At 31.1% G+C, this 25,030-nt stretch carries 18 protein-coding genes; 17 read left to right on the top strand and 1 reads right to left on the bottom strand.

Going from position 1 to position 25,030, the window contains the following annotated elements; genetic code table 11:
• Positions 1–247 precede the first annotated feature (247 nt).
• The 15 genes from ABD816_RS07890 to ABD816_RS07820 all read left to right on the top strand — a co-directional run bounded on the left by ABD816_RS07890 (position 248) and on the right by ABD816_RS07820 (position 23,661).
• Complete coding sequence (locus tag ABD816_RS07890; RefSeq protein ID WP_344926216.1) at positions 248–6,808, top strand: amino acid adenylation domain-containing protein; 6,561 nt, start codon at positions 248–250, stop codon at positions 6,806–6,808.
• A gap of 95 nt (positions 6,809–6,903) precedes the next feature.
• A complete protein-coding gene (locus tag ABD816_RS07885; protein WP_344926214.1) occupies positions 6,904–8,517 on the top strand; it encodes a condensation domain-containing protein in 1,614 nt (537 codons plus the stop codon).
• Positions 8,518–9,056: 539 nt separating this feature from the next.
• Entirely contained in the window at positions 9,057–10,712 is a 1,656-nt protein-coding gene (locus ABD816_RS07880) for a glycosyltransferase family 2 protein (RefSeq protein ID WP_344926213.1), read from the top strand.
• 357 nt (positions 10,713–11,069) lie between these two features.
• Positions 11,070–11,804 carry a thioesterase II family protein gene (locus ABD816_RS07875; protein ID WP_344926211.1) on the top strand — a complete coding sequence of 245 codons (735 nt, stop codon included), beginning with the start codon at positions 11,070–11,072 and terminating at the stop codon, positions 11,802–11,804.
• A gap of 355 nt (positions 11,805–12,159) precedes the next feature.
• A complete protein-coding gene (locus ABD816_RS07870) occupies positions 12,160–13,692 on the top strand; it encodes an amino acid adenylation domain-containing protein (RefSeq protein ID WP_344926209.1) in 1,533 nt (510 codons plus the stop codon).
• A gap of 20 nt (positions 13,693–13,712) precedes the next feature.
• Complete coding sequence (locus ABD816_RS07865) at positions 13,713–13,970, top strand: acyl carrier protein (RefSeq protein ID WP_344926208.1); 258 nt, start codon at positions 13,713–13,715, stop codon at positions 13,968–13,970.
• The gene (locus tag ABD816_RS07860; RefSeq protein WP_344926207.1) at positions 13,967–14,857 is read left to right on the top strand and encodes a chlorinating enzyme; all 891 of its coding nucleotides are present in this window, start codon (positions 13,967–13,969) and stop codon (positions 14,855–14,857) included. The genes ABD816_RS07865 and ABD816_RS07860 overlap by 4 nt, the downstream gene beginning before the upstream one ends.
• Positions 14,858–15,074: 217 nt before the next feature.
• Positions 15,075–16,253, top strand: coding sequence for an alpha/beta fold hydrolase (locus tag ABD816_RS07855; protein WP_344926206.1), 1,179 nt, complete (start codon positions 15,075–15,077; stop codon positions 16,251–16,253).
• Positions 16,254–16,519: 266 nt separating this feature from the next.
• Positions 16,520–17,104, top strand: a complete 585-nt coding sequence (locus ABD816_RS07850) for a GIN domain-containing protein (RefSeq protein WP_344926205.1) — start codon at positions 16,520–16,522, stop codon at positions 17,102–17,104.
• Between the two features lie 273 nt (positions 17,105–17,377).
• On the top strand, positions 17,378–18,100 hold the full coding sequence (locus ABD816_RS07845) for a thioesterase II family protein (protein WP_344926204.1): 723 nt from the start codon (positions 17,378–17,380) through the stop codon (positions 18,098–18,100).
• 34 nt (positions 18,101–18,134) lie between these two features.
• Positions 18,135–19,073 (top strand): ornithine carbamoyltransferase, encoded by a 939-nt coding sequence (locus ABD816_RS07840; RefSeq protein ID WP_344926203.1) that lies wholly within the window; start codon positions 18,135–18,137, stop codon positions 19,071–19,073.
• A gap of 171 nt (positions 19,074–19,244) precedes the next feature.
• A complete protein-coding gene (locus ABD816_RS07835) occupies positions 19,245–19,913 on the top strand; it encodes a 4'-phosphopantetheinyl transferase family protein (protein WP_344926201.1) in 669 nt (222 codons plus the stop codon).
• Between the two features lie 604 nt (positions 19,914–20,517).
• Positions 20,518–21,381: a hypothetical protein gene (locus tag ABD816_RS07830; RefSeq protein WP_344926199.1), complete on the top strand. Its 864-nt coding sequence runs from the start codon at positions 20,518–20,520 to the stop codon at positions 21,379–21,381.
• Positions 21,371–22,294: a leucine-rich repeat domain-containing protein gene (locus tag ABD816_RS07825; protein WP_344926197.1), complete on the top strand. Its 924-nt coding sequence runs from the start codon at positions 21,371–21,373 to the stop codon at positions 22,292–22,294. Before ABD816_RS07830 ends, ABD816_RS07825 begins: the two co-directional genes overlap by 11 nt.
• 527 nt (positions 22,295–22,821) lie before the next feature.
• On the top strand, positions 22,822–23,661 hold the full coding sequence (locus ABD816_RS07820) for a phosphatase PAP2 family protein (protein ID WP_344926194.1): 840 nt from the start codon (positions 22,822–22,824) through the stop codon (positions 23,659–23,661).
• 199 nt (positions 23,662–23,860) lie between these two features.
• On the opposite strand, the gene ABD816_RS07815 is transcribed toward ABD816_RS07820, so the two are convergent.
• Entirely contained in the window at positions 23,861–24,115 is a 255-nt protein-coding gene (locus ABD816_RS07815) for a hypothetical protein (protein ID WP_344926192.1), read from the bottom strand.
• A 131-nt stretch (positions 24,116–24,246) separates the two neighbouring features.
• Here ABD816_RS07815 and ABD816_RS07810 point away from each other — a divergent pair, with 131 nt between their 5' ends.
• Both ABD816_RS07810 and ABD816_RS07805 read left to right on the top strand, forming a co-directional pair.
• Positions 24,247–24,504 (top strand): transposase, encoded by a 258-nt coding sequence (locus ABD816_RS07810; RefSeq protein ID WP_344926191.1) that lies wholly within the window; start codon positions 24,247–24,249, stop codon positions 24,502–24,504.
• Positions 24,505–24,660: 156 nt separating this feature from the next.
• Positions 24,661–24,861: a transposase gene (locus ABD816_RS07805; RefSeq protein ID WP_344926190.1), complete on the top strand. Its 201-nt coding sequence runs from the start codon at positions 24,661–24,663 to the stop codon at positions 24,859–24,861.
• Positions 24,862–25,030 lie beyond the last annotated feature (169 nt).

The following is a 25,030-nucleotide window of genomic DNA, read 5'->3' as shown; positions in this document are numbered from 1 at the left end:
TTTTTATCGGTTGATCAAAAACTAGAAAAGTTTTTTGTATATAAAAGGTAGTCAAGCTCTGTTTTTACCAAACTATCTTAAATAAACGTTCAAGTCAATATTTACTTATTGTTAGTTTTTGGTTTAAGATACTTCATGAAATTTAATTACAAATCACAATGTGACTACTCTTAATACATTGACTTAGGAGTTGTCAAGGCTTTCTTGTTTTTGAACAAGACGGTTTTATTATAAAACATTATGCAAGATGGAAAATTTACTATTGGAAATAAAAAAATCCGGTATTCGTATCGACATTAATAGAGATAATTTAAAGTTGAAAATACCAAAAGATTTTACTAATGATTCTTTATTAAAAGATATAAAGAAGAATAAGTTAGCGCTGATCGATTATGTAGAAAAGAGTAAAAGAAAAAGCAATACCCTTCAGGAGATTCCAAGAGTTAATAGTGATTTTTCCAAATTGACACCATCTCAACTAAGAATGTTTTTAGCTGAGGAGGTAACAAAAGGTACTAACGTATATAATATTCCCTTTGCCTATGAATTGAGAGGAGCATTAGATGTCAAGCAACTTCAAAAAGCATTCGTCCAATTAATTCAAAGACACGAAAGTTTGAGAACGTATTTTGTTTTAGATGAAAATCATGAACCTATTCAGAAAATTATAGAAAATTATGACTTTAAATTAGCGTATAGTTCATGTGCCGAAGAAGAATTAGAAAAAATAAAACGGGACTTCTCATGTTCTTTTGAATTGGATAAGGCGCCATTAATACGAGCGAAACTCTTAAAACTTGATAAAGATCAATTTGTTTTATTGGTTGATATACATCACATTGTTTTTGACGGTATTTCAATGAAAGTTTTTATGCAAGATTTATTTGCTTTGTATCAAGATATCAAATTACCAGAATTAGAACTTAATTATATTGACTATGCAACATGGTATTATGGAGAAGACTATCAAAAGATATTAAATGATCAGAAAGATTTTTGGATTAAGCAGTTAGAAGGCTATTCTAATAATGCAATGTTACCAATAGATTTTAAAGATCAAAATAAAACATCATTCGAAGGTGCATATGCAAATTTTTCAATATCAAAAGAGAGAAAAAACATCTTAGAAAAGCTAATTAAAAAGTATAATGTTTCATTATTTAATTTACTTACAGGTTTATATGGTGTTTTACAAGCAAAACTTACTGGAGATAATGATGTTTTAGTAGGAACTCCTGTAGCTGGAAGAAGACACTGGAGTATTGAAAACATTGTAGGAATGTTTGTAAATACTGTTGCAATTCGTATGCAAGCATCAGAGAACTTGCAGTTTAATGAGTACCTAAAAGAGGTTAGTACAGGAGTTATAAATAGTTTTGATAATCAAGAATACCCATACGAATCTCTTACAGAAGCCCTTGGGGTAAAAAAGAATGAAGGGAATAATAAATTATTTAATACATTAATTTCACTAGTAAATTTTGCAAAAAATGAAGAGTTCAAAGTAGGTTCCTTAAGTGTACAACCTTTAGCCTTTGAAAAAGCTACTGCTAAGTTTGATCTGAGTATGTATTTTATTGAGAAAGAAGATGAAATTGTGTGTACATTCGAGTATAATACACAATTGTTCAAGGAAAAAACTATTGAACAATTCTTTGATTACTTTGTACATATTATTGATCAAGTATCCCTCAATGAGTCAATTAGTTTAGGTCAGATTTCTCTTCTTGATCAAAATTCTAGTAATGAATTAATAAAGCTGAATGACTTTACCAGTGTAAACTTTCCAAAAGGTGTTACTTTGGTCGATTTATTCGAGCGTCAAGTAGAAAAAGCTCCAGATAGTGTAGCCTTGATATTTGGTGAAGAATCTATGACCTATGGTGAAGTAAACCAAAACGCTAATAAAGTGGCTAGGATGTTACGTGCCAAAGGAGTAGGGTCTAACAATGCTGTAGGTGTTTTGATGGAAAAAAACATGCAAGTAGTAATAAGCATGCTAGGGATCCTGAAAGCTGGAGGGGCTTATGTTCCTATGGATGTTACTTACCCACAAGATCGGATAGATTATATCATCGAAAATAGTCAATTAAAATGGATCCTGATCTCAGAAGAATATGCCGAATTAGTTAGTGAAAAAGAATTAGAGGTCATTAATGTTATAGAAGCAGATTCATTTTTGGATATTTCTAACTTACCAAAAAATAATCATCCGGAGGATCTTTGTTATGTTATTTATACCTCTGGAACCACAGGTAAACCTAAAGGTGTTGAGGTAGAACATAAGAATGTGGTTCGTCTACTTTTTAACGAAGAATTTCAATTTGATTTTGGAGAAGATGATGTTTGGACTATGTTTCACAATCATTGTTTTGATTTTACTGTATGGGAAATGTACGGGTCGTTGCTTTATGGAGGTAAATTGGTCATAGTTTCTCAAGAAGATGCTAGAGACCCTTCAAAGTACTTGGAAATAGTACAAAAGAATAAGGTCACTGTACTTAATCAAACACCTACAGCCTTCTATTCATTAAATAAAGTTTGTGAAAATAAAGGAGTGGTATTACCCGAAATACGATATGTAATATTTGGAGGTGAGGCACTAGCTCCAATAAAATTGAAAAGATGGAAAGCGCTTCATCCAATGACAAAAATGATCAATATGTATGGTATCACTGAGATTACTGTACATGGAACTTATAAGGAAATTGGAGATTATGAAATAGAAAATAACATAGGCAATATTGGAAAATCAATTGCTACGGGATCACTGTATCTATTGGATCATACTATGAAGCAGGTACCTAATGGAGTTATTGGTGAAATCTATGTAGGAGGTGAAGGTGTAGCAAGAGGGTATATGAATAATCCAGAACTTACGAATTCACGTTTTATAGATAATCCAATTAAGAAAGGAGATCGCCTCTATAGAACTGGAGATTTGGCAATACTACTACCTAATGGAGATTTGGAGTATAAGGGGCGTATTGACAGACAAGTGCAGCTAAAAGGATTTAGAATTGAATTAAAAGAAATAGAATCTCATTTAATTCAGCATGAATTAATTAATGATGTCGTTATTAACATGACCAAATCCGAAAAAGAAGAACCTTTTTTATGTGCATATTATATTGGAGAAAAGCAATTAGAAGTTGCTACGTTGAGATCATATCTAGAGACTAAGTTGCCGCATTATATGATACCCTCATATTACGTTAAAATCAAAGAAATTCCATTTACATCCAATAATAAAATTGATTTTTCTAAACTTCCAAGGCCTACAATAGGTATATCTGAAAAAACTTATTTAGCTCCAACAAATGAAGAAGAAATTCTAATATGCAAGATTTGGCAAGAATGCCTAGAGGTTGATAAGGTTGGAATATCAGATAACTTTTTTACTTTGGGAGGGGATTCTTTGAAAGCAATTGGATTGATATCTAGAATGAATGAGAGCTTATCGTCTTCTTTAGCTATAGCAGATCTTTATTCACATCCAACAGTCAAAAAGTTAACAAGCGTTCTTAAATCTGAAGAAGGTTTGAAACATGAAATTTGGAAAAAAGAGGCAGAAGAAGAACTACGTTTGTTTCAGGGAGCTTATAAAAAGAATAATGAGTTTTTAGATTCTTATGAAGCTGTTTATCCCATGAGTGGGATAGAAAAGGGAATGGTCTATCATTCGTTATTAAGTAATCCAGAAAATGCCAATGATGTCTTATATCACGAGCAAAATATATATGCTCTTCCTATAGATAGCTTTAATCTAGATACTTATAAATCTGCATTGAAATTATTATGTAATAAACATGAAGAGCTGAGAAAAATATATGATTTAAATAATCTAACTCATATTATTTTGAAAGAAATAGAGCCAGATTTGAAGTTTATCGATATATGTCATTTAGACACTCAGGAACAAAAGGACTTTATTTCGAAAAAATGTGAAGAGGAAAAATTAAAGCAGACAGAACTTTCGATGTCTCTAATCTGGAGAATGCATATCATCAAAGTGCGTGAAAATTATCAATATTTGTTATTTGATTTTAATCATTCATTGATTGATGGTTGGAGTTTGGCAGTCTTTTTAAGAGATTTAAACAACGTTTATTATCATCTTATTAAAAACCCAACGTATACTCCAAAGCCAATTCGAGGTGGATATAGAGATCAAATAATAGCAGAACTAATAGCTTCTAAAAATGAATTGAGTAAAGACTATTGGAGAAAAGAATTAGAGGATTATAAGAGGTTTGAGTTAAGGCCTACTGGTCAACAGAATGAAATTATTACTAAGAATTATGATTTAGGAAAAGAATTCCGAAAAAAATTAGAAGGGGTTGCGGAGAATTTGAACGTGAGTTTTAAACATGTTTGCTATGCTGCATTTATATTTTCTTTGAAAAGAATGACATATGAGAATGACCTAACAATTGGGATTTCTTCAAACACAAGACCTTTAATTTCAGATGGGGAAGAATTGGTAGGCTGCTTTTTAAATACGGTTCCATTTAGAGTGAAAATCCAGGAAGGTTTACCTTGGAAAGAGTACATAACCTTTATAGATGATAAATTAATAGATTTAAAACATCATGAATGTATTCCATTCTATAAGATCTTAGAATTTATTGATGAAAAAACTAATGATAAAAATCCTGTTTTTGATGTAAAACTAAATTATATTGATTTTAGGCCTTATAATGAAATTGAAAATGAAAAGGATGATTTTGTAGAAAAATCAACAGAAGATACCAAGGCTTACTTAAATGAAAATACACCTTTGAACTTATCGATATATGCTCAGAGTGAAGGATTTGTGTTTAATTTGATTTATTCTTCAGCTTTTTTAGAAGCAGATGAGTCTGACAGATTATATAGTTATGTTAAAAATACATTAGAAGAGATTGTAAAAAATGTTGATGGAATACAAAAAGCAGATAATATTTTAGTTAAAGGCGAGTACTCTAAGTTAACCAAGGAATTTAATACTGCAGAAGTTTCATTTGAAAGCAATACTACAATTTTAGACCTTTTCAAAAAACAGGTTGAAGAATTACCAGACCATCCTGCGGTGACTTTTGGAGATGCATGCCTAACATATAAAGAACTTGATGAGGTTTCAAATCAATTAGCCCACAGACTTATTGATTTGGGAGTTACCGATGAAACGATGGTTCCTATTTCTGTAGATAGGTCATTAGAAATGATAGTGGGAATTTTAGGAATTCTTAAAGCTGGAGGGGCTTATGTTCCAATTGATCCTACATACGTTCAAAAACGCATAGATTATATTTTAAATGATATTAAATCTCCTTTTATATTGACTCAATCTCAGTATGATAGTAAATTTAAAATATCAAAAATTTTATTAGACGATGTTTCGAATTACAGTAATTGTAGTAAACTATCACCAACTATTAAAGTAAAAAGTACTTCTTTAGCGTATGTTTTTTATACTTCAGGAACGACTGGGAAACCAAAAGGAGTGATGAATAATCATGGGGGAGTCTGCAATAACTTGTTATGGATGAAGAATCATTTTGAAGTTAATGATAAAGACCATATTTTACAAAAAACAAATTTCTGTTTTGATGTTTCAGTTTGGGAATTAATACTCCCAATTATTTCTGGAGCAAGAATAGTTTTTGCAAAACCAGAAGGACATAAAGATCCCAAATATATAGAGAAAATAATTAATGATGAGCATATAACTTTAGCAACTTTTGTGCCGTCTATGTTAACTGTTTTTCTCATGAGTATGGACAACTTTAATCAAGGTAAACTCCTTAGGATCATTACAATAGGAGAAGAATTGAAATTATCAACAGTAAGAGATTTTAAGGTTAAATTACCTAATGTTCAATTATATAATACATATGGACCAACCGAAGCAGCAATTGCTGTTACTTCAATAAATATAAGTGACCATACTGCAAATAAAGTTCCTATAGGAAAACCTATTGGAAATACAAATATTTATATAGTAAATAGTCAAAACGAAATACAACCAATAGGAGTTAAGGGAGAATTATTAATTGGTGGGGTTCAAGTAGCAAGGGGCTATCTTAACAAGCCAGAATTAACATCTGAAAAATTCATAAAAGATCCATTTAACCCAAACAGTGATTATAAATTATATAAAACAGGAGATTTTGCTCGATGGCTTCCAGATGGAAATATAGAGTTTTTGGGTAGAGTAGACAATCAAATAAAACTCAGAGGGAATAGAATTGAGTTAGGAGAAATAGAATATAATTTATCTAATCATCCAGCAATAGAAACAGCTATCGTTTTGTTACAAGAATATAATGAAACACCACATATAATAGCATATTATTTATCTAATCAAAAAGAGTCATTGAGTATTGATGTACTAAAAGGTTATTTAAAAGAGAACTTATCAGAATACATGATTCCATCTTATTTCGTGAAACTGGATGAAGTTCCATTAACATCAAATGGAAAACTGGATAAAGGTTCTCTACCTAAACCAGAAATAGTAAGATCGACTACCCACGTAGATCCATCCAATGAAACAGAAGAAAAATTAGTAGAAATATGGTCAACTATTTTGGGTATTCAAAAAGATAGAATTAGCGTAGAAACAAGCTTTTTCGAATTAGGAGGCCATTCTTTAAAAGTGATTACTCTTGTTAATTCAATTTTTAAAGTTTTTGAAGTAGATGTTACTATAAGTGAAGTTTTTGAAAGACAAACCATCAAGAACATCTCAGATTACATTATTACTGTTTTGCAAATGGAAACTAATTTGGAGGATAGTAAGGAGAATATAAAACTATTGATATAAATACTTTTTAAATAATACCGATTAAAACGCCAATACTTTGAGTATCATATTGAGGCATAAAAAAATGATATACCTCAAGCCAATAAGTTAATTTCATGAAAATAGATAAATACATTAGTAATTTACGAAGTAAGAATATTATTATTCATATTCAAGATGGACGTATTGCAGTAAAAGCATCGGATGGAGCTATTACGGCTGCAATAGTGGCGGAGTTAACTGCAAAAAAACAAGAGATTTTGGATTTTTTCGAATCTATAAAAAAGACGAAAAAACATACGGAATCAATTATCGAAGACATATTGAAGCCACCTGAGTTCAATAGGCAACAAGATCATATAATCTATGAAGAAGGCCAGTATGATGTGTTGGATATTCAAAAATTGAGATATGAAAAAACGTATAATGCTTCTGAGTATGAAAGACTACAATTTTTGCTACACAAAAAACTAGATAATATTAATGTAAAAGCATTTTTTGAAGCAATGGACACATTGGTCGAAAGACATGAAAATCTTCGGACATTGTACTTAGATAAAGAAGGTGTAATATTACAACAAATATATCCTCCGGATACATTCGAATCCAATGTGTCTGTTATCGATATCAGTTCAATAGCTCAAGAAAAAAAAGAGGGGACTATAAGACATATGATAGAAGAGTTGAGTAATCATATCTTCGATTTTAAAAATGAAAGAGCATTTAAATGCCAATTAATTAAATATGATAAGGATAAATATTATTTTACTTTTCTTATGGATCATATGATTTATGATGGTCAAGCTACTACTATAATAAATAACGAACTTTTTACACTTTATGATTGTTATAGTAAGGGGATTTCTAATCCATTCGAACCTCTTAAGTTACAATTTAAGGATTATGTAGCATATAATAATCAGCATTACAAAGGAGATAAATTGTCATATCATAAATCATTTTATCGTAATCTGTTTAAAGAGATTCCGCCAAAGTTCCATATAGAACCGGATAAATTGCTGAGTGTAAAAGAGTCGAAAATTCCAATAGTACAGCCTTTACTAAATTCTGAAACCGATACTTATGCAGGTGGTATCTTTAGAAGTACGATTTCAAAAGAAATATCAAATGGAATACAAAATTTAATAATTGATTGTAATGTAAGTTTATTTAATTTCTTACTAGCAACTTTTTCCATTCTTTTTACTAAAATAAGTGACCAAAATGATTTTGTTTTCTTCTCCCCTTTTTCAACAAGAAGTAATGAAGACTTTCAAAAAATAGTAGGATGGTTTGGAGGAATGCTTATTTCTAGAGTGAAATTAAATAGAGACCAGACGTTTAAAGACCTATTGTTTCATTGTAGAAAAGTAGCAACAGAGGCTATGGATCATGTGCATTACCAACCTTTTACCTCTGATTTAAATTTAGATTGGGATCGATTAGTATCAGCCCAAATTAATGTAGGAAATAACTTTAATAATGCAGAGCATCAACTAGTAGATTTCGAACCATATCATGGGGACATTCCGAAACCCTCTCTAGATATTAACTTTGGTGTGGGGGTTTATAAAAATGGAATGGAAATTACCTGTGATTATAATAGAGAGTTAATTAGTAAAACACAAATTTCGAATATTTGTAAAGAATATTTAAAAATTATAAAAGCTAGTATTTCAACTCTGGATACTAAAATTAAAAATTGGATCGATGTTGATGAAATTCATTAAGAATCTTATTCTATTTTATTTTAATCAATGTACTAATTCCGCGATTCTTTTCATTTCCTTTTTTATTCAAACAAACTTTAAAATTTTCAAAGTAAGAAAATACATCTTATAACAATGAATACACTTTTTAAAAGACTTTGGATATAGCATATACCCAAAGCTATCATTTTAAATGAAGCATAATTCACATATGTTCTTTTTTAGTAACATGGATACACTTTTTTTATAGTTTTTGCCTATGCGTCTAAATGACAGTTGCTTATGAGTAATATAGTTAACCATTGTTAAAATGAATGAACACTTAATAATTAATTTTTTGGATAATAGGTCATTTCAATTAACTACAAAAAACAAAAATTAAGTACTGCCTAAAGTATAAGTATTACTGTTTTAAGTAGTATTCGGAGCATGAATTAATATGCTTTTATACACCTTCAAGTTAATGTGTTAAAAAAGATAACTCGTACAATTTAATCAAAAAGTATTAAAAAAATAATGCTTTCATAATAATGTCTAAAACTTTTTAAATAAAAACAATTATGGATCAATCAGAACCAAATAAAAGAAAATTAATTCACAAATACTTTGTAAGCAAGACCCAGTTATGGCTTAGTCTTATTATTTCTGCAGCTTGTTTGCTGGGCATATATTCTACGATACGAACACAACCTTTATATATCATTCTACTAGTAGAGGTTTGTGTAGGACTCATTATTTGGAATACAGTGTATCAAATACTCTATGACCTCAAACTCTTGTCTTTTAGTAGTGAATATGATTATAAACCGAAATTAAATAAAGAAAAAGAACTTCCTACAATTACTTTTATTATACCCTCATATAATGAACCATTTAATGTGGCTAAGATGACTTTTGATTCTGCAGTTAATTGTTCATATAATGGAAAAAAAGAAATCATTGTAGTAGATAACTCTTCTAAATGCTTAACCGAAGATTTTAGGAATTGGAAGAATTACGTAACTAATTTTAAGTCTCATTTCCCTGATGAGAATATTACAGCTAAGTTTTTCTATAATGAAGAAAGAAGTAAATTAAAGCCAGGGAATTTGGATGTAGCTGTTAAAAAGATAGAAGAAGGAGAGTATGTTGTTATTCTTGATGTAGACTCTACCTTGCCAGCAGATAAAGATTTACTGCAAAGATCCGTAGCAGAATTCGAAGCCGATAGTAAATTAGGGTTTATTCAGTATGCATTAAAATCAACGAACAATCATTTTAATGATCTTACACAAGCTATAGGGATTTCTCAAGATTTGAACAGGTTAAGATTGACAAGTAGAGGGTATGGAGGATACAAAGTATTTGTTGGACATAATGGAATGTTGAGGAAAGAAATATTAGATCAGGTTGGAGATTGGACGAATTATTATAAAGGACACGTAATGATCACAGAAGATATTCTTAAATCTGTTGAAATTTATGATAAAGGTTATTATGGAAAATCTTTGAGTATTGAGACTGGAGAATGGATACCGAACTCGCTGAAAGCATTAGAAAGCATGTGGTCCCGATGGAATTATGGAACAAGTCAAGTATTGTTTAAATATTTTAGAAAAATTTACACTAAAAAGGCGAACCTAATAGAGAAGGTTGATATTTCATTTCATATTTTTAATCATATTGCCTTAGGACTCTTTTACCCTTTAGTTTTCTTTTTTCAACTATTTTTTCAGGGTTGGGCAACCAATGTTTTCGTTTTTTTAGGCTTTTTGTGCCCTCAAATCATTGCGGCAACAGTAAGTTATTTTAAATTTCAAAGACCACAAAAAATATCCGTTTTTAAGAAAATGAAATATTTGTATGTTGGTTTTCTCTTTATTGACATGTTTATTGTAGCCACACAATTGAAAAGTACATTTAACTTCGCACTTTCAATACCTCAAGGATGGGACGTTACTTCCAAAGGAGTGGATAAGAAAGTTCCTAAAAAAGATTTTGTTCGCAGTAAATGGTTCTATATTTTATTTGGTTTTGTACCCATAGTAGTTTGTATGATTTCTTGGATTATTAACTATGATATGAGAATGGAAGCCTTGATATACCATGCGTTATTATTGTTCACCAGTTTTAATTATATTTTAGGGTTAGGCCGTTATTTGAGTTTCGGAAGAAAGGAGCACAATAAAATAGAACATGCAGATATAGATAATGTGTTGATTGCTAGTGCTGCTTAGTTATTCTTAGTCTTTGTTGTTTCTCGAATTTGTTTAGCGAAGACATAGAATATCCAGAATTTTTATGATCATCCTATAGATCGTTTTTGTGGCAGTAAAAATTTTGCTGCTAGGCTCTGAAGCGTGCTCTAGGACTTCGTGATTCGTCTATGGGTACCTACATCCCTTATGTATAGATGAGACAAAACCTAAGCAGGTTCGCATGTAGAATCAGGCAACGATAAAAGCTTTACTAAGAAAGTTTTATTCAAACTATTTCAAAAGAATATGCTTCGTATGATAACCTCCGTCTACGTGAATTGTCTCACATACGTTAAGATCATTAAACTCAAAACAAATAATAAAAGATGTATAATAATGAAAAAAAAAATAAAACTTTTCTGTTTACCATATGCTGGAGGATCCGCTTGCTCGATTTATAGTAAATGGAATAGGGATTTAGATGTAACTATAGAATTACACCCGGTAGAGCTGTCGGGCAGAGGCTTAAGAATTACAGAGAACATTTATTTAAATGTAGAAGAAGCTGTTGAGGATGTTGTAGAGAAAATTAGAGATGAAATAATTGATTGTGATTATGCGATTTTTGGACATAGTATGGGTTCAATTTTAACATATAAAGTGCTACAGAGAATAAACGACCTTAAATTACCATCACCTATTCATTCCTTTTTTTCGGGAAGAAGAGCTCCTAATTGCAAAAGCAGAGAACCAGTACCTCATTCAACGATGAGCATTATACAACTTGAAGAAGAAATTAAAGAATTAGGAATAACTCCAACAGAATTTTTTCAAAATCAAGAAATAAAAAATATTTTCATGCCTATAATTAAAAGTGATTTTAACATAGCAGATACTTTTGTTGAAAAATCGGAAATGTTGGTTCTTAACCATGACATATCAATTTTTTTAGGCAAGAATGAAGATGTTACTACTCATGAGGCAAATGAATGGATGCAGTATACAAATAAAAATTGTTCCATCGAATATTTTGATGGGGGTCATTTCTTTCTATTGGATCAGACGAAGGCCGTTACCACTTATATCAATGATTGTTTAACCAAAAATTGTCAACACATAAGTGTTTCATAATTTGTTTTCCACTGTACTTGTAAGTAGTTAGCAGCTGTAATTTGATAATCAATACTTCAATAGGGATTGATACAAGAAAATCGGTAGTGAAATTAGACGATAATAGTCCCTATCTAAGTAAAATATTGATAAAAAGATAGTACAAGCGTTGGGTTTTAATCTTAATGGAGAAATAGTCTTATCAAACCTTTAGGCCTAGCTTTATATATAGTCCAACCAATACCAATATAGGTTGTTCGTAATTTACTGTCCATTCATAACTAAACTTTACGAACTTTTTTAAAGGCGAAATGTCATCTCACATCTAACCTTAGATTCATCATATACACTATAATTAACAATAAAATTTTAAATTATGCAATATTCTTTTAATTCCAATACTAGACTTGAAGAGCATTTCAAGATAAATGTAAAAAAGTTTCCGAAAAAAATTGCAATTTCATGTAACGGGTTTGATTTAACATATGAAGAGCTGGATCAGAAATCTAATGTAATAGCCCATTTGGTAAAAGACAATTTAGAAGAAGACACCCAATATGTAGGCTTATCAATGAATAGAGGAGTGGAAATGATTATCTCTATTTTGGGTATTCTTAAAGCTGGGGCTGCCTACATTCCTATCGATCCATCAAATAATCCAATAGATAGAATTAAGCTTTGTCTGTCAGAAGTAAATTTAAAACTATTAATCACCGACAGGACAATAGATATTAAAAATGTAAAGACATTATTGGTAAAAAGGGATACTTTTAGCGAGCCAACTCAAGGGTCTATCAAAGGAATCACTCCTCATAAAAAGAATGAATTTGCCTATGCCATTTTCACTTCTGGAACTACTGGAATACCTAAAGCAGTACCAATAAAGCATGATAATGTAGTAAGCTTATTTCATAATTCGACAAAGATCTTTGATTTCAATGAAGATGATATCTGGACTTTATTTCACTCTTTTGCTTTTGATTTTTCGGTATGGGAAATATGGGGTGCACTACTATTAGGAGGAAAATTAGAAATTGTTTCAAATAATGTTGCCAAAAATATAGCACGTTTTCGTCGTTTTCTAACGGACAAAAAAATTACTGTTTTAAATCAAACTCCAAGTGCTTTTTATAATTTAATAAAAACTGATCAGAGTAAAGAATCTAAGATAGAATCCTTGAGATATGTAATTCTTGGTGGCGAGAAATTAGATTTGAAGCTTCTTGAACCATGGATCAATAAATATGCTGATTCCTCAAAATTATTCTCTGGATATGGTACTACAGAAACTACTGTTTTTACATCTTTCAAATATTTAAATGCAAAGGATCTGACTAAAAATACTGATTTAAGTCCATTGGGTAAAGCAATTCCGGGTTCAGATATGGTTTTAATTGGAGAGGATGACCAAATAGCAACTCAAGGTGAATTATATATATCGGGGGAAGGTCTATCAGACGGTTATCTAAACAGAGCTGATTTAAACAAAAAGAAATTTATTTCGAAAATTGTGTTGGGTAAAACAGTGAAGTATTATAGAACAGGTGATCTAGCATTTGAAAAAAATGGAGAACTCTATTGTCTTGGAAGAGCTGATAGTCAGGTCAAATTTAATGGATATAGAATTGAACTTGAAGGAATCGAGAGTATTATAATGTCTCATCCAAAGGTTATGAGATCCATTGTTTTTGTAGATAATACTTTTGCGTATCCAAGATTGTTAAGTTTTCTAGAACCTTTCGACAAGGTATCGGCAGAAAGTGAATCCCAAATATTAAGTGAGGTGAAAAACCTTGCAGAAAGCCTACTTCCATTTTACATGGTTCCATCGGAGTTTATGATAATCGACAAAATTCCTTTGACAATAAATGGAAAGACGAACCATAAAAAACTATTAGAATTAAGTTAATCCTATTAAATAATTAATATATGAAATCAGAAGAATTAGTAGTAAAGAGTCACAAACTATGGAGTGACATATTAAAGAACGATAAGATCTGTCGACAAGAAGATTTTTTTGATCAAGGGGGGACATCATTATCCCTAATTGAATTAATATCTAAGACCAGAAAACAATTTTCTGTTGACCTAAAGGCGAGTGACTTCGAAGAAGGTCTGTCTCTTGAACTATATGAAACACTTATAATAAAATCAATCAATCAGGAATCACAAAAAGTAGTATTATGAACAATGTAGAGACACAAACAAAAAAATTTGGATTTAGTAAAGAAGAACTCGAAGCATTCAGAAAAAATGGATTTGCAGGGCCGTTTACCTTGTATGATTCAGAAGATATGAAAGAAATAACAAAAAAACTTAGATACAGTTTATTGGATCGAACTGATAGTATATATGAATTCAATGAGGATATTTCGGAGATAAATGATAGAGCAAATTATGATCGTCATATAGATGTACCTTTTTTAAAAGACCATATCAAACACCCAAAAATTGTAGATAAACTGACTGATATATTAGGAGAAAATGTGCTTTGCTGGCGATCAGAATGGTTTCCGAAGTATCCGGGGGATAAGGGAACCAGTTGGCATCAAGCAGATACTTTTGAATTCTCTAGTGGTGAACCACAGTTGTTATGGCCTAGTAAAGAAGATTTTGGAGGTACTATAACGGTATGGACTGCTCTTACAGATACCACTATAGAAACGGCTTGTCTTAGATTCATTCCTGGAACGCATGAAGAATTGTTTTACGATGAGAGTAAAGGGGTAGAATTTAATCCCGATGCCATACATGATGGTTTTTTTGGATATCGTTATCAAAATTTGCAAAAAGATCCTGATTGGGTTCCTGACGAGTCGTTGGCAAAATCGATGGAGATGAAGGCCGGACAGAGTATTGTTTTTTGGTCTACTCTAATGCACGCCTCTCACTCGCATTTAGGAAAAACGAATAATATGCGACTTGGATTTGCAGCAAGATATGTGCCAGACATGGTTAGTGTATATCCTGGTAATCCCAAAGAACTAACCGAATTCGGAAGTACCGTTTCTCTAGAAAAATATAGAACCGTTGCAGTTGCTGGAACCAATAGAAATCCTAATAATATTACTTAATAATGAACAACCAGTGGGCAGAGCTATGAGAGTGTTCAACAGAAGAAAGTTTTGATACTTGAGAAAAATACTCGTTTTTAAACTTTCTCCTTGAACCTCCGATGCTTTGTTTCAGAGGATTTTAAAGATTAAAAACTAGCAGTTTTATATGAAAACCTAAGATGTTAAGAATTTTATACTCTTAGGTAAATTAATCCACTTTTATACATTATTTTTTATGCTTACTACTACTGAACAGATAGAAATAAGTGATTTTTTAGTGAATATCAAACCCTTATTGAAGCAACGAAGTAAACAAATAAGAATTCTAAAAGAAGACGAACTTGATTCTCAAGGGTTTTATACTAAACTCGATAAAGTTTTTAAAGAATTAGAAATCTATGATTACATTAATTTTATCAAATCTAAACCAAATGACTTTGATTTGTATGAAGAGATAGTAAATACATTCTGTGGAGGTTACTTTGCTAAGTTGGGGGCGCTAGATATTTCCAGTTTAAAAATGAGTCTGATGAATTATGGAAATAATTTCGACCATCTGATAAATAGAATTAAAACTCAAAACTTAACAAGTTTTGATGGCGCAGTACTCAATGTATCCTCTTATGGAAATATCGATAACAACCCAATTATAATTGTGCTTCCTACTGGGTTGCCAATGCTGATAATGAAATCTTGGATAGAAATCCTAGCAAATAAATATTTTGTTATTACTTGGGAAACAAGAGGGATGTCTAAATCATCAATTACAAAAAAATTAAATATCCAAGCTCAATTAGAGGATTTAAAGCATATTATCAAATTCTTTAATCTAGATCAGGTTCATTTATTTGGAGTCTGTCATGGAGCCAATTTAGTACTTCATGCCTGTAATGAAATCAAATCTAAAATCATATCAGCAAGTCTTTGGCATGGTGACTACAATTGGAATGATGACAATAAACTTACATATATACAACAAAATATGAAGCGTTTGCTTGAAATGTCGGATGGTTATATTGATACTTCGGATTTGAAGAGTTTAATGACTAACCCTAAATCAATAAGCAAACTATCGACTGATTACCCTATTCAAATGTTACCACATATTATGTATCCCTACATAACAAATCAGGTTTTTTCAAACTTCATTGCGTTATCCAGAGATGTTCTGTATCGGGATTTGAAACAAATTGTGGACAAGGTAAGCCAGAACGTATTGATCGTAACTAGTTCGAAAGACAATACCGCTCATCCCGCTGGATCAAATTTACTACATTCTTGTCTTAAAAAATCAGAATTTCATGATCGACAAGAAGGGAGTCATATTTCATTTTTTGAAGCACCGAAAGAATTATACAGTCTTTTTTCTAATTTCTACAAAAGCAACTTTGCTAGTATTAGAATGACTAGATAGACGATGGATTTTCAAGAAACTTTATAGCACAAGAAGCTTATGTTCAATGAAACATACCTTAGCCGAACAAGTTTCATTTTGATAAAAATAATAACGTTGAAAGAAGAGTAAAAAGCGAAATTAATAGTGTAGACCACTTATTGTAAAAAAAAAGAATTTTACCATAAAAAATGAACAGTTTGTCTACTCTTATGACTACATATTTTTGTAAACGATTTAAAAGTAAGATATAATAGAAAATGCAAATCTCATTAAAACAAATAGAAATGAAAAAATACATATTTATGACATTATTTGGAATTTTATTTAATAGTTGTAGTACAACAAAAGAAAACGAAACTCGAAACTTAGAAAGATTTGATAAGGTGAATCTTATTGGTAGAGTGGAACTTCATTTAAAAAGAAATCCTTCCAATTCGATGGAAATCAGAACAAAAAATGCCTCTGACATCCCAGATTTGGTGACAGAAGTTCGTAATGGAGAGCTGTTTATTTATCATAAAAATGATTGTGATAAATGTGAAAAACCGAAATATATTATCTATCTAAATCATTCAGGGGTTTCAGATTTAAAGGTGAATGGAGTAATAAAACTTATCTCGGATGATGTAATAAGTCAAAAAGATTTGATTATAAGTGGTGAAGGTATTTTAAAAGGAAATATAAAGGTTTCTGTTGATAACCTTAGTACTAATATAAACGGAATTTCAAATATTTATATTTCTGGGCAAGCAGATGTTGCCAATTTAAAAATCGCAGGTATAGGAATGATTAATGCAAAGAGCCTTGAAACTAATAGTACCAATAAAAGTACTGATGGTTTCGCAACTGTTTTACTACCTTTAAATTAATCAACTTCACTTTCCTTAATACAAGGTAGAATTACAAGATGCTCAAACTAATTAGTTTGAGTTTGTTGCTTGTTGAGCTATTTTATGAAGTTTATATGGATAGATATCAAAATTAAAGAGTTGGATAACATAAGAATTTGATCTTTAGCAGCACATTAGATATCACAAAGAAATCAATGCTTCATAATAAAATGATTTGTTTTTCATAAACTATCTAATAGCCTTAGGCATTTTGTAGTTTAACAAAAGAAAAAAATAATAATATTTAATATCATGAAAGAAAAAATAAAACTCTTTTGCATACCATATGCGGGAGGATCAGCAAATATGTATAATAGTTGGCAATCAGAATTAGCCGAAAATATAGAACTATACCCAATCGAACTTGCAGGAAGAGGAACTCGAATCTCAGAAAGTCATTATGAAAATTTAGAAGAGGCAGTTAATGATATTTTTTATCAAATAGCAGACGATATTACTATTTCAGATTACGCCATTTTTGGTCACAGTCTGGGAGCTTTGCTAACTTATGAACTTACTCAGAAGATTATGTCAATGGGCTTACGAGCACCATTACACACTTTCTTTTCAGGAAGAAAACCACCACATATACCAAGAAAAGAGAAATGGTCCTTGTTAAACTCATCAGATTTTCAAGAGAAAATTTTATCTTTAGGAGGTACTCCTCCTGAATTCTTTCAATATCCTGAATTAAAAAATATTTTTATTCCTTTACTGAGAAGTGATTTTTCTTTGTCGGAAACTGAAAGCAATAGATCAGAGATTAATCCTTTATCAACGAATATTTCAATATTACTTGGTCAAAATGAAGGAATCTCACACGAAGTAGCTGTGCAATGGCGCGAGTATACAAAAAGAGAATGTACGATCCATTTTGTAGATGGAAACCATTTTTTCTTGTTACATCAGCAAGAAGCTGTTATTAATATTATTAATGACAGTTTAGTTGAGGAACATTCGACAGTGATGCTATAAAAGCTAAGAAGTACCATAATTAAAAACATTAATAATGAGTTTTACAATAGTTACAAAAAGAAAACATATTATCTCTCTAAAAGATGTATCTAAACAAGAAACACTGGAGATAATTAACAGAGGTATTGAGTATGCTAATGATACTGTCGAGCTTGGTCATCAATTAAAAAACCAGGTAATGGGTATTTATTTTACAAAAACTTCTACAAGAACAAGAACAGCTTTTACGACAGCAGCACTAAGACTTGGAGCACAGGTTATTGCTTATGGACCAAATGATTTACAAATAAATACTGGTGAAAGCATGGATGATACCATGCAAGTACTTTCACGAATGCTAGACGGTTTGGTGGTCAGAACGGCAGGAAACCCGAGGGTACTACAAGCTTTTGCGAATCAAGAAAGGATGTCTGTAGTAAATGCTATGACCGCAGATGAACATCCTACACAGGCACTAGCGGATCTCACAACTATGAAACGTCATTTTGGAGAATTATCGGGATTAAATATAGTGTACATGGGAGAAGGAAATAATACGGCAATAGCATTAGCGTTAGCGCTTGCCAAGTTTCCAAACGTACGTTTAAGTTTCTTTACGCCATCTGGATATGGTCTTAATTCAGAGATTTTAAGGTATGCCCAAGAAGAAGGGATTAGTAAAAACACAATCATTAAAGAATATCATGATCTAAAATCCCTACCATCAGACACTGATATTGTATATACTACACGTTGGCAAACTACAGGAACTACTAAGCCAGATGCCAATTGGAGGGATATGTTCAAGCCTTTTATGGTCACAGAGCAGCTCATGTCAAAATATCCAAATGCTATTTTTATGCACGATCTTCCTGCCCATAGAGAGGATGAGGTAGAGGCTTCAGTAATTGATGGTGATAGAAGTATTGTTTTCGAACAGGCAGAAAATAAAGCACATAGTGCAAAGGCAGTTCTGGAATGGTGTATGAGATAACAATGGAGATATTCATTGGATCCACATAGTATAATAGCCTTTTTGGGCTTTAAACAGACCAAGTGCATTTTAAATTTTCCTTTAGAAAAAGTAAGATGAATATGTACTTTAACACATTAGCATGTCGATTATACATATTTAAAAAAGATCATTTTTATTAAATCTATTCTCATGACAACAGTTTATTATACATTTTGCGAGCAATTGCCACAGACTGAATACAGAAGAGAGGTTTCGTTACTACCAGATAGTATGCAAGAAAGAATAAGTAAATATAGACGCTGGCAAGATGCACACGCGTATTTATATGGAAGGTTACTTCTAAAAGAGGGGATGAGACAATTGGGATACACCAATGCTTTAGATACAATAAAAAGAACTAAATATGGGAAACCTTATTTTGTTGATAGTTCTTTCGCATTTAATATTTCCCACTCTGGGGAGTACATAGTTTGCGTCATTAGTACTGATGAACAAGAGCATTTAGGTATTGATATTGAGAAAATAAAACCAATTGTGATTGAGGATTTTAGTGGTATCTTTTCGTCAAAAGAGAAAAAGGAAATTGACAATTATGATAAATTCTATACATGTTGGACACGTAAAGAAGCTATCGTAAAAGCAGATGGTAGAGGCTTCCACGTTCCTTTAGACTCAATAGATACTACTAGCTTATTAGTAAGACTGGATACAGATGAATATCATATATGCAAAATAGATATTGATAATGGATATATGGTAAACATTGCCTCGTTAAATAAGCTGGAAACGGTACATAAGGTACATTTCCTGCCCAAAATGAATGCTATTGAACATCTCGAAATGCTGTGTCTTACATAATCTCTTTTAACAATTTTTAAGTCTGATTGCATTAGTTATCATCCAATTGATAAGATAATGAGTTCTGATAAGTTAACTTAAAATGTATCTACGCTTAAGTAGAAATTTGAGGGTTAATATTTGGAGCTTCATTAATTATATAAATAATATAAAAAGGATGTTTTAAAGTAACTAAATCCTCATCACTGAGCAGAAGAATGGTTAGCTGACTTTTGGTATAAATCCGTAGTAAAGTAAATATTCATGGTAATAAGGATTTGCAAACTGTATATGATTATTTTGTATACCAACCACTTCTTCTTCTTAACTTTTCCCTGTATTTAGCGTGAAAATTTAAAATTCAGATAACTGTTGTTAAAAAAAAGAAGTCCTATACAGTCAATTAAAATTGAGTTATAAAATTATTCAATTTTAATAAAAAATACAAAAATTCAATGGTCTTTTTAATTTTGGAATGATAGTTCCTTGTAATTAAATACTACATTTATAATAGTAATTAAATCCCAAACGTACTATTATACATAAAGAAAAATACATAATTTATTGTCTATGCCTGATACCGATTATCTGTTATAATCAAACAGTTACTTATAATGCTGGGATTATGGCTAGGGTCAGTCTGATATTGGGCAATCAAAATCAGAAGATTGAAGCTGGAGTATCTGCTATAGGGAGTTTAACTTATGGAGATGCAGCGATGGAAATGGGATTAAGTTTAAATGCAGGACAACTCTTTAAAGCACATACAATAAAACAATCTGGTAGTTATTACGGTTATGATTTCTTTTCTCTTGTGGGTATAGGGAAAAATGGAAATTTACTAGGCTCATCCCTTTCAGACCTTAATCCTGTCCTAATTTTTAATGATGACGGTAGTGAAGGATTTAGTGGTCTTGGTTTTGGGTTTCAAAAAGAATTTCTTCCCAAAGAACTATCCCATTTTGATGTAAGACGTGGCAAGTTATTAATGCGGTTTAGTAAGGCTAAACATTCTTTTGATATCACGTTTATGAATGATTTTAGGTTTGGGCGTCTTTTTAATGGTGAGGGTACGGATTTTGGTAGCACAGGAACTTTGCGTCTAGGGTATACTGAGATTCTATCAATTCATGATATTTATAGAGCAGGTATCGCCATAGAACTGTTTACACCTAAACCGGACTATTCTAAAACACCGGACAATCGTGTTAATTCTGATGATGGCAGAAAGAATGTTTGGTACATGGAAGAATCATTCAGCAAAGTATTTTATGCCAACCTTTATACTTTTGGCAGCTATCAAAATGAATATTATTCTGTTTTCACAAAAATAGGTGTCAATAGTCAAAAATTAGGAGCCTTTGTGCAAAACACCTTGCATGATGGACCAGGCCTAAATCCAAGATTTCCTTGGGATATTACGGCAAAGTATAAATTGCTTTATGAATTAAAAACGTCTTTATTAAAAACAGAAGAATATGAAGACTAGCAAATTATTTTTGCTCAGCATAAGTATAATATTGTCTGGATGTGATACGTATCGCACATTCTATAAAGATACATATGATATAGAATCAAAAGAGTATTCAAATACTAAACGGCTTAGTTTAAAAAATGCATCCACTGACAAAATAGTAGCATCACTGTCTAAATTCTCTAATCTACACTATCTGGACGTATCAAGTAATACGAATCTTGAACTATCACAAATTTTAGATGCAGTAGCAAAACCAGAGTCGCTTAGAGTTTTAGAACTAGATAGTTTAAACCTGAAATCATTACCAAAAAGTATCAAGAAATTTACTAACCTCAGGCAGCTTAGTTTAAACGGAAATCCTGATCTTGATTTCGAAGAAGCATTTACAATTATTGCTCATATACCTATTGAGTTTCTAAATCTTCAGTATAATAGGATAACAACACTTCCAGAGAGTCTTGGTTTAATGAATGAACTCAAAGACTTAAATGTTTCTCATAATACATTAACAGATAGCAAATCGCTGATTTATTTACAAGACTTACATAATCTCCAGTCTTTATGGCTTACAGATAATAATTTAACTGAATTGCCTGCAGAATTATTTGGTTTATCTAAACTTAAAAACCTTTATATAGAGCATAATAAGTTAACGTCTATTCCAGAAGAAATTAAAACTATGAAAAAAGTATGGGTAGTACACGCAGGACATAATGATTTTAAAGAGCTGCCAACTGCATTTGCTAAAATGCCTGCATTACTGCTATTGCATAGTAATAATTGTAATATCAATTCTATACCACAAATATACAGTACAAAAGAATCTAATGTAATGGGGTTGATTCTGGACAACAATCCGTTATCTCTGGAAAGTAAAGCAAGATGGAAAAAAGAACTGAGACATTATTTTCTTTTATCAATATAAAATTAAACTAATTGATCTAATCGATTATTTTTAGATATTTGTCTATTCTTAGAAACAACAGTAGAGCGTACCAATTTTTTCTTAACATAAGTAGGTTTGATGGTCAAAAATTTATCTAATAAGATTCGGATTCAAGTCAAAAAACCTAAAAAGAAAGATAGCCAAGTATATATCTTATTTTTAGATTCTTATAGATTTTATTTCTTTAATAAGCTTGTGCGCTATCCTATTAAATATAGTGTATAGAATTAGGATAAAGGAGTCTTATTTCCTGATTCTAGTAGCGAAGTGGTTTTGTTTTTGATATCCCTAAGTTAAGGCAGTTCATTATAAAATGGGTAAATACCTGTAATTAGGTTCAAAATCTTTAATTTCTTTGCTCTTTTTCACAATACACAACACTGAAAAACTAAAAGTTTATTTTAGAATATATTATTTACTTTGGTAAAGAAAAAAAGAGATTAAAAAAAGTACTAAAGCCTCTATTGATGAGTTAGAAAAACTAGTAGTTAAAAAATTAGTTATAAATGCGTTATTATAATCACATCTGGTTTGTTTTTTTATTCCTAATAATAATTCAAAATGTAAGTGCTCAGGCACCCAATAGTGACAGAGGAAATTTATGGAAAGATTTCACCTACGACATCGGTAATGTTTTTATAGGCACTGGGTATGCATATTCAAGACCTGCACATTGGCATGGAAGTGATTTTTTGAATTTGGGTCGCGTGGTTGCAGGAACATTAAGTTTATATGCACTAGATGATAATATAAGAAAGGAATTGCGCGGTCATAGGGATAAAGTCCCATCTATTTTACTGGATTATGGAGACTATGCTGGTAGTCCTCAAAATAATTATGGATTTACGGGAGCAGTATATCTTACCGGGCTTTTTACAAAAAATGAAAAATTAAGACGCACAGGAGTGTTGTTAATTTCATCCGCTACTGCAACAGGATTCTTGCAACAGCTTGCAAAATCAGCAACAGGTAGAGCACGCCCAGGTGCTGATTTAGGAAAAAATCATTTTAGACCCTTTGGAGGTAACCCAAGTTATCATTCTTTTCCATCTGGTCATTCCGTATTAACGTTTACTAATGCACATGTTATTGCAAAACAGTTCAAAAGTTGGTGGGTTAAAGCTCCTATTTATGCTGTAGGTCTTATACCGGGGATTTCCAGAATATACGATGACGCCCATTGGGCGAGTGATGTTTTTCTAAGTTGGTCTATTAGTTATTTTATAGTCGAATCTATTGATTTATTTCTAGACAAGAAATACAATAATAAATATAATAATACTAAAGGAATACCACTTGACTTGAACATTGGATTAGGAGGAATAGGTGTGGTTTATAGTTTTTAACTCCAGATAGAAGTTGAATTCTAAGACATGAATGATAATATAAGTACGATAAGTAATGACTGTCAGATATTAGAAATCTCATTCTCTTTTACACCTGACAAAATTTTATTACATATGTCTATTATGTTTGATAATTAAAGTTTTGATGTACTAACTCCTTAACCATAGCATCAATTATATCCATACGTGTTAAATAAGCTTATCGTTTCATATTATTCTTTAGGCAACTCTTAATCTGTGATTCTAATTGATCTTTATATTTTTCTAATTGATCCTCAGATAAAACAGTGATAAGCTCCGCATTTTTACCTTTTTTAATATCCTTTATTTCACGTATTTTACCAATCATAAAACCTTCATGTAACATTAGTTCTTTCAATTTAACAGTGTATTTGAGATTAATTTTTGCTACTATTTTCTCTTGCTTACTATCTAGACTTAATTCTTTAATCATTAGTTCATTTTGATAATCAGCAAGATCTTGATTAGATAAAGCTTTTTAACTTCTGGATATTTGGACGGTCAGGATATAGTACTCCCCATTTTTAGGACAGCGATTTAGGGTGTAACTTTAATGCTGTAATTATGAAAAAGTCGAGAAGAAAATTTAGTCGATCTTTTAGAACCAAAGTTGCTTTGGAAGCAATCAAAGATGAATTAACCTTACAAGAGATCACCTTAAAATTTGATATCCATTCTAATCAGATATCAACTTTGAAGCGGGAGTTTATAGAAAACTCTTCTAAAGCCTGTGAATCTAAATCAAAGGCTGATAATACCGATAAGAAAAAAGCGCTTTATATAATAAAATTTGTCAATCATAAGTTGAGAATGATTTTTTAAGAAAGTCTCGGGCAAATGAGTACTACCTAGAAACGGTAAAAGGTTGTCAGATCTCATCCAAGACTAAGCCTTAAATACCAATGTAAAATTTTAGAGATTCATTGTTCCGGATTGTATTATAAGTTTAAAAGAAAGAGTTCATTAAATTTAACAGTGATGGAAGGGTTTAAAGCCTTCAATACTATAGCTAATACAATAACATTAAACTATAGATCTATCTTAAATTATTTTATCAATAGAAGTACGAATACGTTAGTGGAATCTTTTAATGCAAAGATAAAAGCATTTAGAAGACAATTCAGAGGTGTCAAAAATGTAAAATTCTTCCTTTTTAGACTAACAAGAATGTTTGTATAAACACAACAATTGAGTTTGATCCTTTAAATGTGTTACCCAAACAAAGAGGCTGTCTAAAAAGGCAGTCTTTTTTTTGTATAAAATTTCGGTTATTTGTAAATTTAGATTATGAGTCGCAAAGTAATCTTCAAGACTTACGATCAAGATCAGTTAAGTCTTTTACCACCTA

This window comes from Aquimarina addita (genome assembly GCF_039539305.1).
Lineage (GTDB): Bacteria > Bacteroidota > Bacteroidia > Flavobacteriales > Flavobacteriaceae > Aquimarina > Aquimarina addita.
The sequence above is the reverse complement of the archived record's forward strand: the minus strand, read 5'-3'. Positions and strand labels throughout refer to the sequence as shown.